Annotated in this window: 12 protein-coding genes; 3 read left to right on the top strand and 9 right to left on the bottom strand. The window is 68.6% G+C overall.

The genetic code is table 11. The features are described 5' to 3' along the window. Positions 1-47 precede the first annotated feature (47 nt). Complete coding sequence (gene ddpX / locus ABC728_RS14055; protein WP_416618965.1) at positions 48-599, top strand: D-alanyl-D-alanine dipeptidase; 552 nt, start codon at positions 48-50, stop codon at positions 597-599. On the opposite strand, the gene truA is transcribed toward ddpX, so the two are convergent. The 4 genes from truA to ABC728_RS14035 all read right to left on the bottom strand — a co-directional run bounded on the left by truA (position 592) and on the right by ABC728_RS14035 (position 3,374). Beyond that, positions 592-1,362: a tRNA pseudouridine(38-40) synthase TruA gene (gene truA, locus ABC728_RS14050; RefSeq protein WP_416618964.1), complete on the bottom strand. Its 771-nt coding sequence runs from the start codon at positions 1,360-1,362 to the stop codon at positions 592-594. The two genes, ddpX and truA, sit on opposite strands and share 8 nt — an antisense overlap. 5 nt (positions 1,363-1,367) lie before the next feature. Then, positions 1,368-2,201, bottom strand: coding sequence for a carbon-nitrogen hydrolase family protein (locus ABC728_RS14045; RefSeq protein ID WP_416618963.1), 834 nt, complete (start codon positions 2,199-2,201; stop codon positions 1,368-1,370). 4 nt (positions 2,202-2,205) lie between these two features. Beyond that, entirely contained in the window at positions 2,206-2,475 is a 270-nt protein-coding gene (gene grxC, locus ABC728_RS14040) for a glutaredoxin 3 (protein WP_416618962.1), read from the bottom strand. Positions 2,476-2,594: 119 nt separating this feature from the next. Next, positions 2,595-3,374, bottom strand: coding sequence for a double zinc ribbon domain-containing protein (locus ABC728_RS14035; protein ID WP_416618961.1), 780 nt, complete (start codon positions 3,372-3,374; stop codon positions 2,595-2,597). Positions 3,375-3,612: 238 nt separating this feature from the next. Here ABC728_RS14035 and ABC728_RS14030 point away from each other — a divergent pair, with 238 nt between their 5' ends. Then, positions 3,613-3,888, top strand: a complete 276-nt coding sequence (locus ABC728_RS14030; RefSeq protein ID WP_416618960.1) for an usg protein — start codon at positions 3,613-3,615, stop codon at positions 3,886-3,888. Positions 3,889-3,945: 57 nt separating this feature from the next. On the opposite strand, the gene ABC728_RS14025 is transcribed toward ABC728_RS14030, so the two are convergent. The 3 genes from ABC728_RS14025 to ABC728_RS14015 all read right to left on the bottom strand — a co-directional run bounded on the left by ABC728_RS14025 (position 3,946) and on the right by ABC728_RS14015 (position 8,983). Continuing rightward, positions 3,946-6,162 carry a xanthine dehydrogenase family protein molybdopterin-binding subunit gene (locus ABC728_RS14025; RefSeq protein WP_416618959.1) on the bottom strand — a complete coding sequence of 739 codons (2,217 nt, stop codon included), beginning with the start codon at positions 6,160-6,162 and terminating at the stop codon, positions 3,946-3,948. Positions 6,163-6,197: 35 nt separating this feature from the next. Further along, positions 6,198-6,656 (bottom strand): (2Fe-2S)-binding protein, encoded by a 459-nt coding sequence (locus tag ABC728_RS14020; protein ID WP_416618958.1) that lies wholly within the window; start codon positions 6,654-6,656, stop codon positions 6,198-6,200. 209 nt (positions 6,657-6,865) lie between these two features. Further along, a complete protein-coding gene (locus ABC728_RS14015; protein ID WP_416618957.1) occupies positions 6,866-8,983 on the bottom strand; it encodes a winged helix-turn-helix domain-containing protein in 2,118 nt (705 codons plus the stop codon). Positions 8,984-9,206: 223 nt separating this feature from the next. Between ABC728_RS14015 and ABC728_RS14010 the strand changes: the two genes are divergently transcribed. Continuing rightward, the gene (locus ABC728_RS14010) at positions 9,207-11,027 is read left to right on the top strand and encodes a DUF885 domain-containing protein (RefSeq protein WP_416618956.1); all 1,821 of its coding nucleotides are present in this window, start codon (positions 9,207-9,209) and stop codon (positions 11,025-11,027) included. Positions 11,028-11,293: 266 nt separating this feature from the next. On the opposite strand, the gene rpsA is transcribed toward ABC728_RS14010, so the two are convergent. Further along, entirely contained in the window at positions 11,294-12,988 is a 1,695-nt protein-coding gene (gene rpsA, locus ABC728_RS14005; protein ID WP_445376577.1) for a 30S ribosomal protein S1, read from the bottom strand. Between the two features lie 452 nt (positions 12,989-13,440). Then, entirely contained in the window at positions 13,441-14,106 is a 666-nt protein-coding gene (cmk, locus tag ABC728_RS14000) for a (d)CMP kinase (RefSeq protein WP_416618955.1), read from the bottom strand. Between the last annotated feature and the right edge of the window lie 12 nt (positions 14,107-14,118).

Here is a 14,118-nt window from a genome sequence, read left to right as displayed (position 1 = left end):
CGGTTCCGCTATCCAGGTCCGGCCCCCGAACGACAAAGGCCCGTCCCATGCGGTTCGTCCCCATCGCCCCGCCGGATTTCGACGTCGATCTCGATCTTCGCTATGCCACGGCCGACAATCTGACGGGAAGGCCGATCTTCGCGCGGCCGCTCTGCCTGCTGCATCCGGCTGCTGCCGCGGCCCTGTCGCGGGCCATCGGTCTGGCGGCGGCGCAGGGGCTGCGGCTGCGCGTCTTCGATGGCTACCGTCCGCCGGCGGCGCAATGGGCCCTGTGGAACGCGCTGCCCGATCCGACCTTTATCGCTGATCCGCGCATCGGGTCCAGCCATGGGCGCGGCGTTGCGGTGGACCTGACGCTGGCGGCACCGGACGGGGTGCCGCTGGAGATGGGCACCGGCTTCGATGACATGCGCCCCATCGCCTTTCACGCGGATACGCGCATTCCCGTGGCGGCCCAGCGCAACCGCGCCCTGCTGCTGGGCATCATGGCGGCGGCCGGCTGGCAGCATTACATGAACGAATGGTGGCATTACCAACTGCCCGATGCCGCAACCTATCCCCTGGTGGAGGATGGGGCCCTGGGACCAAGGATCATGTGACGGGATCGTCGAACCGTTCGCCCGGATAGAAGGCGTGCGTGAAGTAAAGACCATCGGCCGGGGCCGTCTGGCCCGCGGCCGACCGGTTGCGGGCGGCCAGGGCCGACGACACGTCATCGGCGGTCCAGCGTCCCTCGCCCACCATCTTAAGCGTGCCCACCATGTTGCGTACCTGATGGTGCAGGAAGGACCGGGCGCGGGCCACGATCCGCACCTCCTCCCCCACCCGGCCGACGGACAGTTCAGCCAGCGTCTTCACGGGGCTGGCGGCCTGGCACAGGGAGGCGCGGAAGCTGGTGAAATCATGCTGGCCCACCAGTCGCTGTGCGGCCGCATGCATGGCATCGGCATCCAGCGGGTGCGACACCAGCCAGGCCCGCCCGGCATCCAGGGCCAGCGGTGCCCGCCGGTTGACGATGCGATAGAGATAGGACCGGCCGATACAGGAAAAGCGAGCGTGGAAGTCGCCCTCCATCGCCTCGGCCCGCAGCACCGCGACGGGATTGGGCTTCAGATGGTAGTTCAGGGCGTCGCGGACCTTTTCGGCCCCGACATCCTTTTCCAGATCGAAGCTGGCGACCATGGCCGTGGCATGCACGCCGCTGTCGGTGCGGCCGGCGGCATGCACCGTCACGCGCTCCTGGGCGAAGCGGTGGACCGCCTCTTCCAGGCAGGCCTGGACGGAGGGGCCATGGTCCTGCCGCTGCCAGCCCAGGAAGGGACGGCCATCGAACTCGACGGTGATTTTCCAGCGCCGCGACATGGGGATCAGGGTCCGGCGAAGGGCCGGTCATGCATCAGGCTGGGCACCATGCGCCGCGCCTCCGCTACCTTGGACAGGTCCAGGTCGGCCAGCACGATGCCCGGCTCCTGCCCGCCATCGGCCAGGACCTCGCCCCAGGGGCTGATGATGACGGAATGGCCATAGGTGCCGCGCCCGCCATCATGCATCCCGGTCTGGGCCGGCGCCAGGATGAAGCATCCCGTCTCGATCGCGCGGGCGCGCAGCAGCACATGCCAGTGCGCCCGACCCGTGGGCACGGTGAAGGCGGCCGGGACCGTGATGATGGAAGCCCCGGCCTTGGCCAGCGCCCGGTAGAGATGGGGGAAGCGCACATCATAGCAGATGGTCAGGCCCAGCCCGCCCCAGGGCGTAGCCGCCACCACGGCCTGTTCGCCGGGGCGGTAGGTGGCGCTTTCGCGGTAGCTTTCGCCATCGGCCAGATCCACATCGAACATGTGGATCTTGTCGTACCGCGCTTCGATCCCGCCCTGCGGGGAGATCACAAAGGCGCGGTTGGCCACGCGGCCGTCGGGCAGCAGGCAGCCCAGCGTGCCCGTCATGATCCAGGCACCCGTCTCGCGGGCCAGATCGCGGAAGAAGGGGACGCCGGGATGCTCGGCCTCCGGCTTCACGCGGGCCAGCACATTCTGCCGCCCCTGCACCATCATGGAGACATTCTCCGGCAGGCAGACAAGCCGCGCCCCCTGTTCCACGGCCTGGCGCACGAAAAGGCCCGCCTGTTCCAGGTTGGGGGCGATTTCCGGACCGGCATTGACCTGCACCAGGGCGGCGCGCAGCAGCGAAGGCGCATCCGTCATGATGTCAGGCCCCGATGCCCAGCAGCGGGTCAAGCTTGCCCGCCCGTTCCAGGGCATAGGTATCGTCGCAGCCGCCGACATGCCGGCCGTCGATGAAGACCTGCGGCACGCTGGTGCGGCCGCCGGCGCGGTCCACCATTTCCGGCCGGCGTCCGGGGTCGGCCATGATGTCGATCTCCTCATACGCCACGCCCTTGCCGTCCAGCAGGCGCTTGGCGCGCGTGCAATAGCCACACCAGGGGCTGGTATAGATTTCGACCTTGGGCGCGGGCATGTCCGATCCTGTGGTGATCTTCGGTAAGGCTGCTATCTTCCAATATGGACGCGGAATGGCGCGGGGCAAAGGGATTGTCGCTGCAATGCACCCCCGCCCGTCCGCAAGGGGGAGGGCTGTCAGTTGTCCTCCGGCTCCACGGCGTCCGGCTCCACGGCGTCCAGCGCCACGGGACGCACCACGCGCGCCAGGGTCAGCACATCCACGGCCGCCGCGCCACCCCGCCTAAGCACCCGCACGCACTCCCCCACCGTGGCCCCCGTGGTGAACACATCATCCACCAGCAGGATGCGCGCGCCCCGGACCCGGCCCGCCCAGCGGTCGTTCAGCCCGAAGGCCCCGGCGACATTGCGCACGCGGCCCTTGGCCGTCAGCCCGCCCTGGCTGGGCGTGGCCCGCCGGCGCAGCAGCAGGTCGGGGATCACCTCCCGCCCCGCCCGCCGGCCCAGGGCCGTCGCCAGCAGCGCCGACTGGTTGTAGCGGCGGCGCAGCAGGCGCCAGCGGTGCAGCGGCACGGGCGCGACCAGCACCCTCTCATCCGTCAGCAAACCGGCCCCCGCCCGCGCCAGCCACTGGCCGAAGGCCGTGGCGCAGTCCGTCCGGTCCCCATGCTTGAAGCCCAGGACCAGCCGGCGGCTGGCATCGTCATAGGCGAAGACGGACCGGCAGCGGTCAAAGGGCGGCGGCCGTGCGATGCAGGCCCCGCAGACCAGCCCGCCACCCCCCTGGCCCAGGGGGTCGTAATCGAACGGCAGGCCGCAGCGGGCACAGTGCGGGGCCGCGATGAAGGAGATCCCCTGCCAGCAGCCGGGGCACAGCGCGCCGGGCTCCCCCACCTCCACCCCGCAGGACAGGCAGCGCGGGGGCAGCAGCAGGTCCAGCCCCCGCCGCGTTACCATGCGCAGCCAGGGGTAAAACCTTCCTATGCGTGTGTAAATGGTTTCATCCATACAGCAAAGGTAGCATCCGCCCGGCGCGGACGGCAATGGCCGTTTGGCAGCACTCCCGGCGTTATGCTACTAGTGCTTTGATATATAAACAATATTCACAAGATTGCGATTTGCTGGCAGACTTTTCCGGGTGGGATGGGAAGACCATCCCGCACGGTGAAAACCCGGATTGGTGAAAGGAGGTTCCATGGTCGCTTCCCGGTCCAGCCTGTCCCGGCAATTGCAGGATTACCGCCTGACCACGGCGGAAATACTATACCACATGCCCGACCATCCCGGCCTGCTGCAGACCTATGTCTGGCAGGAACTGGATCTGGCGCCCCGCTTTCCGGTTCTGCGCCGGTTCCTGGATTTCTGGTCTTCCAACCTGGATGGCCGGTTGCATTCGGTGCGGGTGGCGCATCTGGACCTGGTCTGCCCCGGCCGGATGCGCCATGTCGATGCGCTGATGAGCTTGCAGTAGCCGGCTCTCCAGCCGGCGGGGGGCAGTACCCGGCTCTCCAGCCGGCGGGTGCCTGGCCTAAAGGTCGGTGATGAAGCCGTGATCGGTCAGCGGCAGCGACCGGATGCGCCTTCCCGTCACGGCGAACAGCGCGTTGGCCAGGGCGGGGGGCAATGGCGGGGTCATGGGTTCCCCGGCCCCGCCGACGGGGGCGTCGGGACTTTCCAGCAGGATGATCTCAATTTCCGGCATCTGTTCCAGGCGCAGCAGGGGGTACTGGTCGAAATTCAGGCTGGTCACGGCTCCTTTGGCCAGTTCCACCTTCTCTGCCAATGTCGCGGACAGGGCCATCAGAATCGATCCCTCCCCCTGGGCCCGCACGCTGTCGGGATTGACGGCCGTGCCGCAATCGAAGGCACACCAGACCCTGGTGACCCGCAGCCGCCGGTCGGATACCTCCACCTCCACCACCTGGGCGGCGATCGCTTCGAAACTGTTCCAGATGGCCAGCCCCAGTCCCCGGCCCGCCGGCAGGGCACGGCCCCAGCCGGCCGCCGCGGCCGCCGCGTCCAGCACGCGCAGCGCGCGGGGGTTGTCGGCCAGCAGCCGGCGGCGATAGGCCAGCGGGTCCTGTCCCGCCTGTTCGGCCAGTTCATCGACGAAGGTTTCGAAGAAGAAGGCGCATTGTGTGCTGCCCGGTGCCCGCCAGGGACCGAAGGGGACGGGCAGGTCCGCCTGCGTCACGGCAGCCAGGGAAGCGGGCAGGTAATAGCTGGGCTGGTGGTCCGGTTGTCCGGCATGGCCCGGCCTGGCCATGGACAGCAGGACATCGCCGCCGGCCGGAACGCAATGCGTATGGACGGCGGTGGGCAAGCCGTCCGGGCCCAGCCCCGCCGTGATGCGGCAGGCCGTGGCCGTGCGGTAGCGGCCCTGGGCCATATCCTCTTCCCGCGTATAGACCAGTTTCACCGGAGCGCGGACCGACCGCGACAGGATGGCGGCATAGGCGACGTAATCATCGATGAAGCGCCGGCCGAATCCGCCGCCCGACACCAGCGTATGCGTCGTGACCTGTTCCAGCGTCAGGCCGGCGGCCCCGGCCACGATGCGCCGGACGGAGGAGGGGGCTTGGCTGCCCGTCCAGGCTTCCGCCGCGTCGGACGTGATATGGACCACGGCCGACAGCGGCTCCATCTGCGCATGCGCCAGGGCGGGGACACGGTAATCCCCACTGAACCGGCGGGTGGCGCGGGCCATGCCGGCCTCGTGCAGGCTGCGCTGTTCCGCCTCGTCCTGGCCCTCGGCCACACGGACGATGCCCGGACCATTCAGCCGGGCCATGATGGCGGCATGCATGCCGTCGGTGTCCAGATCGTCCTTGCCCTGATTGTCCCAGACCGGCGACAGGGCCAGAAGCCCCTGGCGGGCGGCCCACCAATGGCTGGCCACGACGGCCACGGCATCGGCCATCACCATGGGCTGGGGCAGGCCGGGGATGGTGATCTCCACCCCCATGACCGGCACGACATGGCGCACGCCGGGTATACGCAGCGCCGGGGCCGGATCGACGGAAACCAGCCGGCCGCCGAAAACGGGGCTCTGCATCAGCGTAGCGGACAGCAGGCCCGGCACCTGGACATCGGTGGCGAAGACGGCACTGCCATCCACCTTTGCCGGGATATCCTTACGTGGCAGCGGCCGGCCGATCAGCCGCCATTGCGACCGGGGCAGCGGCTCGGGCGCTTCCGGCACGGGCTGACGCGCGGCCGCATCGGCGATGACGGCATAATCCACGTGGCGCCCGCTGGGCGCATGATGCACGCCGCCCTCCATGGCCCGGCATTCCGCGGCCGGCACGTCCAGGTGGGCGGCCCCGGCCGCCACCAGCATCTGCCGGGCGGCGGCCCCGGCGCGGCGCAGCCGGTCCCATTGGGTACGGATGGATGAACTGCCGCCGGTCCAGTGCGCCCGGCCCGACCCCATGCCCATGCCCACCTTCAGCGGCGCCGTCTTCACGGTCACCCGGTCCCAGGGCACGCACAATTCCTCTGCCAGCATCTGGGCCACGCCGCTGAAACCGCCCTGGCCCATTTCCTGCGCGTTGGAGAAGATGGTGATGGAACCGTCACTGGCGACATGCAGCCAGTCATTGACCGTGGAGCCCCCACCGGGGGCGGCAGGTGTCAGGGCACCGCCGGGGGGCGCGACGGCAAGCGCGCCGCCCGGCAGCAGGGTCAGGGTCAGTCCGGCGCCCGTGGCGCGCAGCAGGCTGCGGCGGGAAAGTGCGATGGCCATGATGGCGTCTCCCTTGGAAAAGGTTGCGGGCCGGATCAGGCCGGGGGCATGCCGGCGGCCACGCGGATGGCGCGACGGATGCGGGGATAGGTGCCGCAGCGGCACAGGTTGGTGATGGCATCGTCGATATCGGCGTCGCTGGGCTGGGGCTTCTCGCGCAGCAGCGCCTCGGCGGCCATCAGCATGCCCGACTGGCAATAGCCGCATTGCGGCACCTGCCCCTCGATCCAGGCCTTTTGCAGCGGATGCGACCGATCGGGCGACAGGCCTTCCACGGTCGTCACCTTCTGGCCGTCGAACTGCTCCATGGGGAACTGGCAGCTTCGCACGGGAAACCCGTCAAGCTGCACGGTACAGGCGCCGCATTGGGCGATGCCGCAGCCGAACTTGGTGCCCGTCAGGCCCAGCATGTCGCGCAGCACCCACAGAAGCGGCATGTCCTCCGGGACATCCACAATGCGGGGCTGGCCATTCACCTCGATCTCGTAACGCATTCCGCCCTTCCGTCCTGTCACCCTGTGCTGCCGGCTGTCCGGCTCGTCGGTCGCGGCACAGGGTGGGGCGGATGGCGGCGGGGGGAAAGCGGGATGGCCCGACGGTTGGCCGGCGGAACCCCGATATTCTGCCGATGGCCCGGTCAACCGGCGGATCGGGCCCGCCGGTGACGATGTTCGGCCGGTGAGGGGTGGGCCGGTGGAAGGGATCAGGGGGCGGCGATGCGGATATCGACGATATCGACCATGGTGCCCTGATGTTCCCCGGCCACCAGCCGCCCCTCGGGGTCGATCGCCAGGGAGGATTTGTAAAGCGCGTCGGGCAGCGGCGCCACGATCCGCGGCTCCCCACCATCGGCCGGCAGCAGCAGGATGCGGGCACCCTGCTGCGGCACCCGTTCCACCAGATGCACGCCGGCCGGGCCGGTTACCCAATTCTCCACGTCATAGGGGTCCAGCACCTCGCTGATCTTCTCGGCCGGGCCGCCATCGGCGGGCTGACGCCACAGGCCGCGCTGCGTCGCATGGGCCAGATAGAGCCATTTGCCGTCCGCGCTCTCCTTGGCGGCGCGCCAGCCGGGCCCGGTGATGGGCATGGCCTCCCTGTAGGGCGGGCGGCTCAGCCAGATGCGCCAGTCACCCTGCCGGTTGGACGCGAAATAGAGCCGTCTCCCATCCCGGGACCAGGCGGGGGCCCGGTCCTCCACCCCCGGTTCGGCGGCGACGCGGGTCAGCCGGCCGCTGGCCCTTTCCAGGATGAACAGGCCGGGATTGCCGTCCACCGTGGAAATCAGGGCCAGCCGCCGCCCGTCGGGCGCCCAGCGGGGCGACTGGGTATAGGCGCCCCCGAACTGCGTCACGGGGACGGGTGCCGCGCCGGGGTCGGCCACCCAGATCTCGAACATGCCCGTCCGGTCGGAGGCGAAGGCGATGGCCCCGTCAGGGGACACATCGGGGTCCCAGTCCAGGCGCGTGCTGGGCGGGATGGCCGGGCTGGTGCCGCCATCGGGCTCCAGCCGCAGCAGGGCGGAACGGTTGGTCCGCACCTCTGCCGCCACCCGGTCGCCGCCGGCCGCCACCCGGCCCAGCAGATTCAGGCCGGGGGCGATGCGCTGCGGCGGCTGCCGCCCGTCCGGGTCGAAACGCCAAAGGCCGAAATCGCCCGTGCGGCTGGACGAGACATAAAGCCAGCGCCCGTCACCCGACCAGACCACCCCGTGCAGCTTCCGCCCATCCTGTGTCACGCGGGTTTCGCGGCCCGTGGCCAGATCGCGCACATGCACCTCGCTGACGCCGACGCCCAGATGGCGCATGAAGGCCAGCCGCCGGCCATCGGGGGATATGGCGGGGTCGCTGTCACCCGCCTGGCCGGCCGGCGGGTCGGTCAGGGGGACAAGCGTGCCGGCCCGCTCGCCCGACAGGGCCAGGGACCATATGCGGGCCGGCTCGCCCCTGGCGGCCCGCTCGCTGAAGGCCAGATGGTCTGCGTCCAGCCAGACGGGCTGGGTTTCGCGATAGGTGGTGCAGGCGCCCACCGGGCGTTCCGGACCGGACGGCACGGGCCGGACCAGGATGCGGCACGGCTTGCCCGCCTCGCTGCGGATGAAGGCGATGCGGCCGCCATCGGGTGACCAGGCGGGGAACAGGTCATGCGCCCGGTCGTCCGTCAGGCGCACGGGCGTGCCGCCGGACAGCGACTGCAGCCAGAGGTCGAAGCCTTGCCCGGCCCGATCGGCGGCATAGACGATCTGTCCGCCGCCGGGGCTGATGGCGGGATGCATCTCCTGCCCCGGATCGCTGGTCAGGGGCAGGACCGTGGCTGTCGGCGCCGCCGCCGGCCCCCCCAACGCCAGCCACAGTCCGGCCACCCCCGCCAGGGCCAGGATGGCGGCGCCCAGCAGCAGGCCTGGCCGGCGGGGTGCCGTGGCCGCTGGCCCATCGGGTGCCGTTGCGGGGCTGTCTACTTGTTTCGATTCCGCAACGATATCTTGTTCTGTATCCGGAATAATCAGCCGATAACCGATCTTGGGGATGGTTTCGAAGGTGATCACGCCATCCACGGTCAGCACGGCCCGCAGCCGGCCGATGCAGCGGCCGATGGCGTCGTCACTGACCTCCAGCCCCCAGGCGGTACGCATCAGTTCGGCCCGCGACACGGTGCGCCCCCCGGCCCGGACCAGCACGATCAGGGTTTGAAGTACGCGCGGTTCCAGCCGCACCTCCGCACCGTCGCGTAGCGCCAGCCCCAGCGACGGGCGGACCAGCCAGGGGCCCAGATGGAAATCCGGCTCCACGGCCAGATCGATGGTGCCCATCGCCACGCCCATGCGCCTGCCGTCCCCTTATCGTTCTTCCGCCGGCGCGCAGAGTGCCGCGATTGGCCCCGATTGGCAAATGGCAAGGCGGCGCTGGTTCCGGCCGGGGCGGGCGCAATGGCCCGGTGCCGGGGCTTGGCCCCCTGGTCGCGGCGGCCCGGCCATTGTAGGCTGGTCATTCCGCGACCGGTGATCGGACCATCGGCCGGCAAGCAAGAATGTGGGGAACATCACGATGAAATTGAAGCGCGTTCTGTTGGGCACCGTCGGGGGTGTCGTCGGTCTGGCTGCCGTGGCGGTGGCCTGGGGGTTGTGGGGCCCGCTGCCCATTCATCCGACGGTGGAGCGTCAGACGCTTGCCCAAATCATGGACAGTCCGGAACTGCTGACGCAGTTGGGCTTTGTCGATGGCACGCTGCTGGACTTCCATTCCGGCAAGCTGGACCGGATCAGCCCGGATGATCTGGCACGCACCCGCCGGGACCTGACGGCCTATATCAAGGAGATCGAGGGTTTCACGGGCCTGACGGGCCAGAAGGCGGTGTCGCAGCAGGTGATGCTGGAATTCTACCGCACCCAGCTCGACTTGCTGGATTTTCCATGGGTCACGGCGGCGGCCGGGCTCTATCCGGTGGACCAGCTTTTCTCCGTTCCCGTCAGGCTGCCGCAGTTCCTGACGAATGCCCATGTCGTGAAGGATGTGAAGTCGGCCGAACGCTATGTCAGCCGCCTGCAGGCGGTACGGCCGAAATTCACGCAACTGGCCGATGCGGTCAGGGAACAGGCGCGGGCCGGCGTCGTGCCGCCCGATTTCGTGGTCGACAAGGCGCTGGTCGTGCTGGACGGCTTCACGGCCGGGCCCGTGGCGGAAAACCCGCTTGTCGCCACCTTCGCTGCGCGCCTTGAAAAGGCCGGTGTCGGCGATGCGGATCGCCAGCGCCTGTTGGCCGCCGCAACGGCGGCGGTGGAACAGGATGTCTATCCCGCCTATCGCGATCTGGCCGCACTGTTGCGGCAGGAAATCAGGCCCAAGGCCACGGCCGATGCCGGCGTCTGGCGCCTGCCCGATGGGGAACGGTTCTATCGCGCCGCTTTGCGTGCCAACACCACAGTCGATATCGATCCCGAAACGATCCACCAGATCGGCTTGTCGGAGGTGGCACGCATAACGGGGGAGATGGATGCGCTGTTGCAGGGGCTGGGGCACCCGGACGGCACGGTGGCAGAGCGCGTCGCGCAGCTTGAACAGGACCCGGCCCAGCATTACCCGCCCGGCCCCGAAGGCCGCGCCCAGGAACTGGCTGATCTGAAACGGATGAGTGATACGATCCTGGCCAAATCGGGCGACTGGTTCCGCACATTGCCGCCGCAGCCGCTGGATATCCAGGCCGTGCCCGATTATGCGGAGGCGACGGCCCCCGGCGGCTATTACAATCCCCCCGCGCTGGACGGTTCGCGCCCCGGCATCTTCTATATCAACCTGGGGGAAAAATCGCGGGAGGCCAAGTTCGGCCTGCCCACCCTGGTCTATCACGAGGCCGTGCCAGGCCATCATTTCCAACTGGCCCTGGCCCAGAACATCCAGGACGTGCCGACCTTCCGCAAGGTCTATCCCTTTACGGCCTATGCGGAGGGCTGGGCGCTCTATGCCGAGCTTCTGGCCAAGGAAATGGGCATGTACGAGGACGATCCCCATGGCGATCTGGGCCGGCTGCGCGCCGAACTGTTCCGGGCCGTGCGGCTGGTGGTCGATACCGGCCTGCATGCCAAGCGCTGGACCCGTGAAGAAGCCATCACCTACATGCGCGACACCACGGGCATGAACGAGGCGGCCGTGACGATCGAGATCGACCGCTACATCGTCATGCCCGGCCAGGCCTGCGCCTACAAGCTGGGCCAGTTGAAGATCCTGGAATTGCGGGAAAAGGCCCGGGCGGCCCTGGGGGACAGGTTCGACATCAAGGGTTTCCACGATGTCGTGCTGGGGTCCGGCGGCCTGCCCCTGACCGTGCTGGAAGGGCAGGTGGATGCCTGGGTGAAGCAGGTGAGGGGTTAAGGATAAGGAGAGGGGGCAGTCGGTCGGCGCGGGACAGGGCAAAAGCTCCACCGTGTCGGCTGCGACCTTCGCGGAGACCGGTTGGCCTGGCCGCCGGCAACCCCCGGGACTGGACGATATCCAGGCGGACGGCGCGGCCCAATCCCTGTCTCCCGCACAGGATTGCAGGAAATGCGGCAGCCGAGCCGCACAAGCAAAAGGCCGCCGGGTCACCCCGGCGGCCTTCGCTACTCTCAACCCTGGCAGAGGGCTGATCCGTTGCCGGATCAGTCGTTCTGCTGCCTGCGCTTCAGGGCCGCACCCAGGATGTCGCCCAGGGAAGCGCCGCTGTCGGACGAGCCGTACTCGGCCATGGCGGTCTTCTCTTCCTCGACTTCCTTGGCCTTGATCGACAGGCCGATCTTGCGGGAACCGCGATCGACCTGGGTGACCTTGGCATCGACCTTTTCGCCAACGGCGAAGCGGTCGGGGCGCTGCTCGGAACGCTCGCGCGACAGGTCGGACTTGCGGATGAAGCCGGTGAAGCCTTCACCCACCTCGACCTCGATCCCGCCTTCGGTGATCTGGGTCACGGTGCAGGTGACGACCTCGCCCTTCTTGATGCCGGCAGCGGCGCTCTCGAACGGATCGGAAGCAAGCTGCTTGATGCCGAGCGAGATGCGCTCCTTCTCAACGTCAACGTCCAGGACCTTGACCTTGACCTGATCGCCCTTCTTGTATTCCTGGATCGCCTGCTCGCCCGGGGTGTTCCAGTCCAGATCGGACAGGTGGACCATGCCGTCGATGTCGCCCGGCAGACCAACGAACAGACCGAATTCGGTGATGTTCTTGACCTCGCCTTCCAGCTCGGTGCCGCCCGGGAACTTCTCGACGAAGGCTTCCCAGGGGTTCTGCATGGTCTGCTTCAGACCCAGCGAGATACGGCGCTTCACCGGATCGACGTCCAGGACCATCACTTCCACTTCCTGCGAGGTGGAAACGATCTTGCCCGGATGGACGTTCTTCTTGGTCCAGCTCATCTCGGAGACGTGGACCAGACCCTCGATACCCGGCTCCAGCTCCACGAAGGCGCCGTAGTCGGTGATGTTGGTGACGCGGCCCTTGAACTTGGCCTGCGGCGGGTACTTGGCTTCCACGCCCTCCCACGGATCGGCTTCCAGCTGCTTCATGCCGAGGCTGATGCGCTGGGTCTCCGGGTTGAAGCGGATGACCTGGACCGTGACGGTCTGGCCGATCTGCAGGGCTTCGGACGGGTGGTTGATGCGGCGCCAGGCGATGTCGGTGACGTGCAGCAGGCCGTCAACGCCACCCAGGTCAACGAACGCACCGTAATCGGTGATGTTCTTGACCACGCCCTGCAGAACCTGGCCTTCCTTGAGGGAGGCGACCAGCTCGGAGCGGGCTTCCGCACGGCTTTCTTCCAGCACGGCGCGGCGGGAAACGACGATGTTGCCGCGCGAGCGGTCCATCTTCAGGATCTGGAACGGCTGCGGCGTGCCCATCAGCGGGGCGATGTCGCGCACCGGACGGATATCGACCTGGCTGCCCGGCAGGAAGGCCACGGCGCCGTTCAGATCGACGGTGAAGCCACCCTTGACGCGGCCGAAGATGATGCCGGTGACGCGGGACTGGTCCGTGAAGGACTTTTCCAGCAGGGTCCAGGCTTCCTCGCGCTTGGCCTTTTCACGCGACAGGACGGCTTCGCCGTTCTTGTCTTCCATACGCTCCAGGTAGACTTCGACCGTGTCACCGGCCTTCAGTTCCACCGGCTGGCCCGGGACGGCGAATTCCTTCAGGGCGACGCGGCCCTCGGACTTCAGGCCGACATCGATCAGCACCATGTCGTTGTCGATGCTGAGGATGCGACCCTTGACGACGGTGCCTTCCAGGCTGTCGGAAGAGCCGAACAATTCTTCAAGCAGAGCGGCGAAGCTTTCCTTCGCGGCGGAAACCTGTGCCATTTGAACTCCAATGGGCAGACTGTTTCGGGTTGAACCAAACGATGACGCCGCCCCCGAACCGGCACGCCCGAGCCGGCCGATAAGGCTTTGCCACCGCCGCACCGGACACCATGTCCGGCGGCTTGGATGCGCGCGGGCCCCGGGCCGGTTGCCCGGACAGGTCCCGGTCCCGAAGATACCGGCCTCACCGCCGGCGGAATGCCGGGCGGGGAACCGATGAAGGCCATGGCGGCACCGGCGGCGAGCGCCGGCGAGGACGTTTTTCAAGCAAAAACGCGGGCATCGACACGCTCGGGCCCTGGGCCCGGGGGTCGCCGCTCGCGTCACGATCCTTCATGTCCTTCGGGACAGGCGGCCTATATAGCCGCGATGCGCGCTCCCCGCAACCGAATGAGTTGCGGGGAGCGCGCGCGGGCGGCCGCTCCGGACGCATGGGTGTCAGGCGGGGGGTGTCAGGCGGGAAGTCGCGCCCTGATGACCTGCATCGCCTCCTCGAACGATTGCCGGACATCCTTGTCGGAATTGTCCAGCACCACGGCGTCGCGGGCCGGGACCAGGGGGGCGATGGCCCGGTTGGAGTCGCGGGCGTCGCGGGCCTGCATGTCGGCCAGCACGTCGGGGAAGGACGGGGTCTCCCCGCGGCCGCGCAATTCATCGAAGCGGCGGCGGGCCCTGACCTCCACGCTCGCCGTCACGAACAGTTTCACGGGCGCGTCGGGACAGATGACGGTGCCGATGTCGCGCCCGTCCAGCACGGCGCCTGCGGCCCCGCCCGGCGGGCAGGCCGCGAAGGCGCGCTGGAATTCCAGCAAGGCCAGCCGGACACCCGTCACGGCCGACACGCGGGAGGCGCCGGCCGCCGTATCGTCCTGGCGCAGGGCGGGGTCGGCGGTCAGCCGGGCAATATCGTCGGCTGTCAGGGCGCGGGCGGCGGCGGCGGCGGCGGCGGGGTCGTCCAGATCGGCCCCAGACCGGATCATGGACAGGGCCACGGCGCGGTAGAGCGCGCCCGTGTCCAGCAGGGCGAAACCCAGGGCATCGGCGACGCGGCGGGCCAATGTGCCCTTGCCGGACGCTGCCGGGCCGTCGATGGCGACAATGGGGAGAGGACGTGTCATGGTCATATGTCC

It is taken from the genome of Niveispirillum fermenti (genome assembly GCF_052474395.1).
This window is presented reverse-complemented; position numbering and strand designations above follow the sequence as displayed.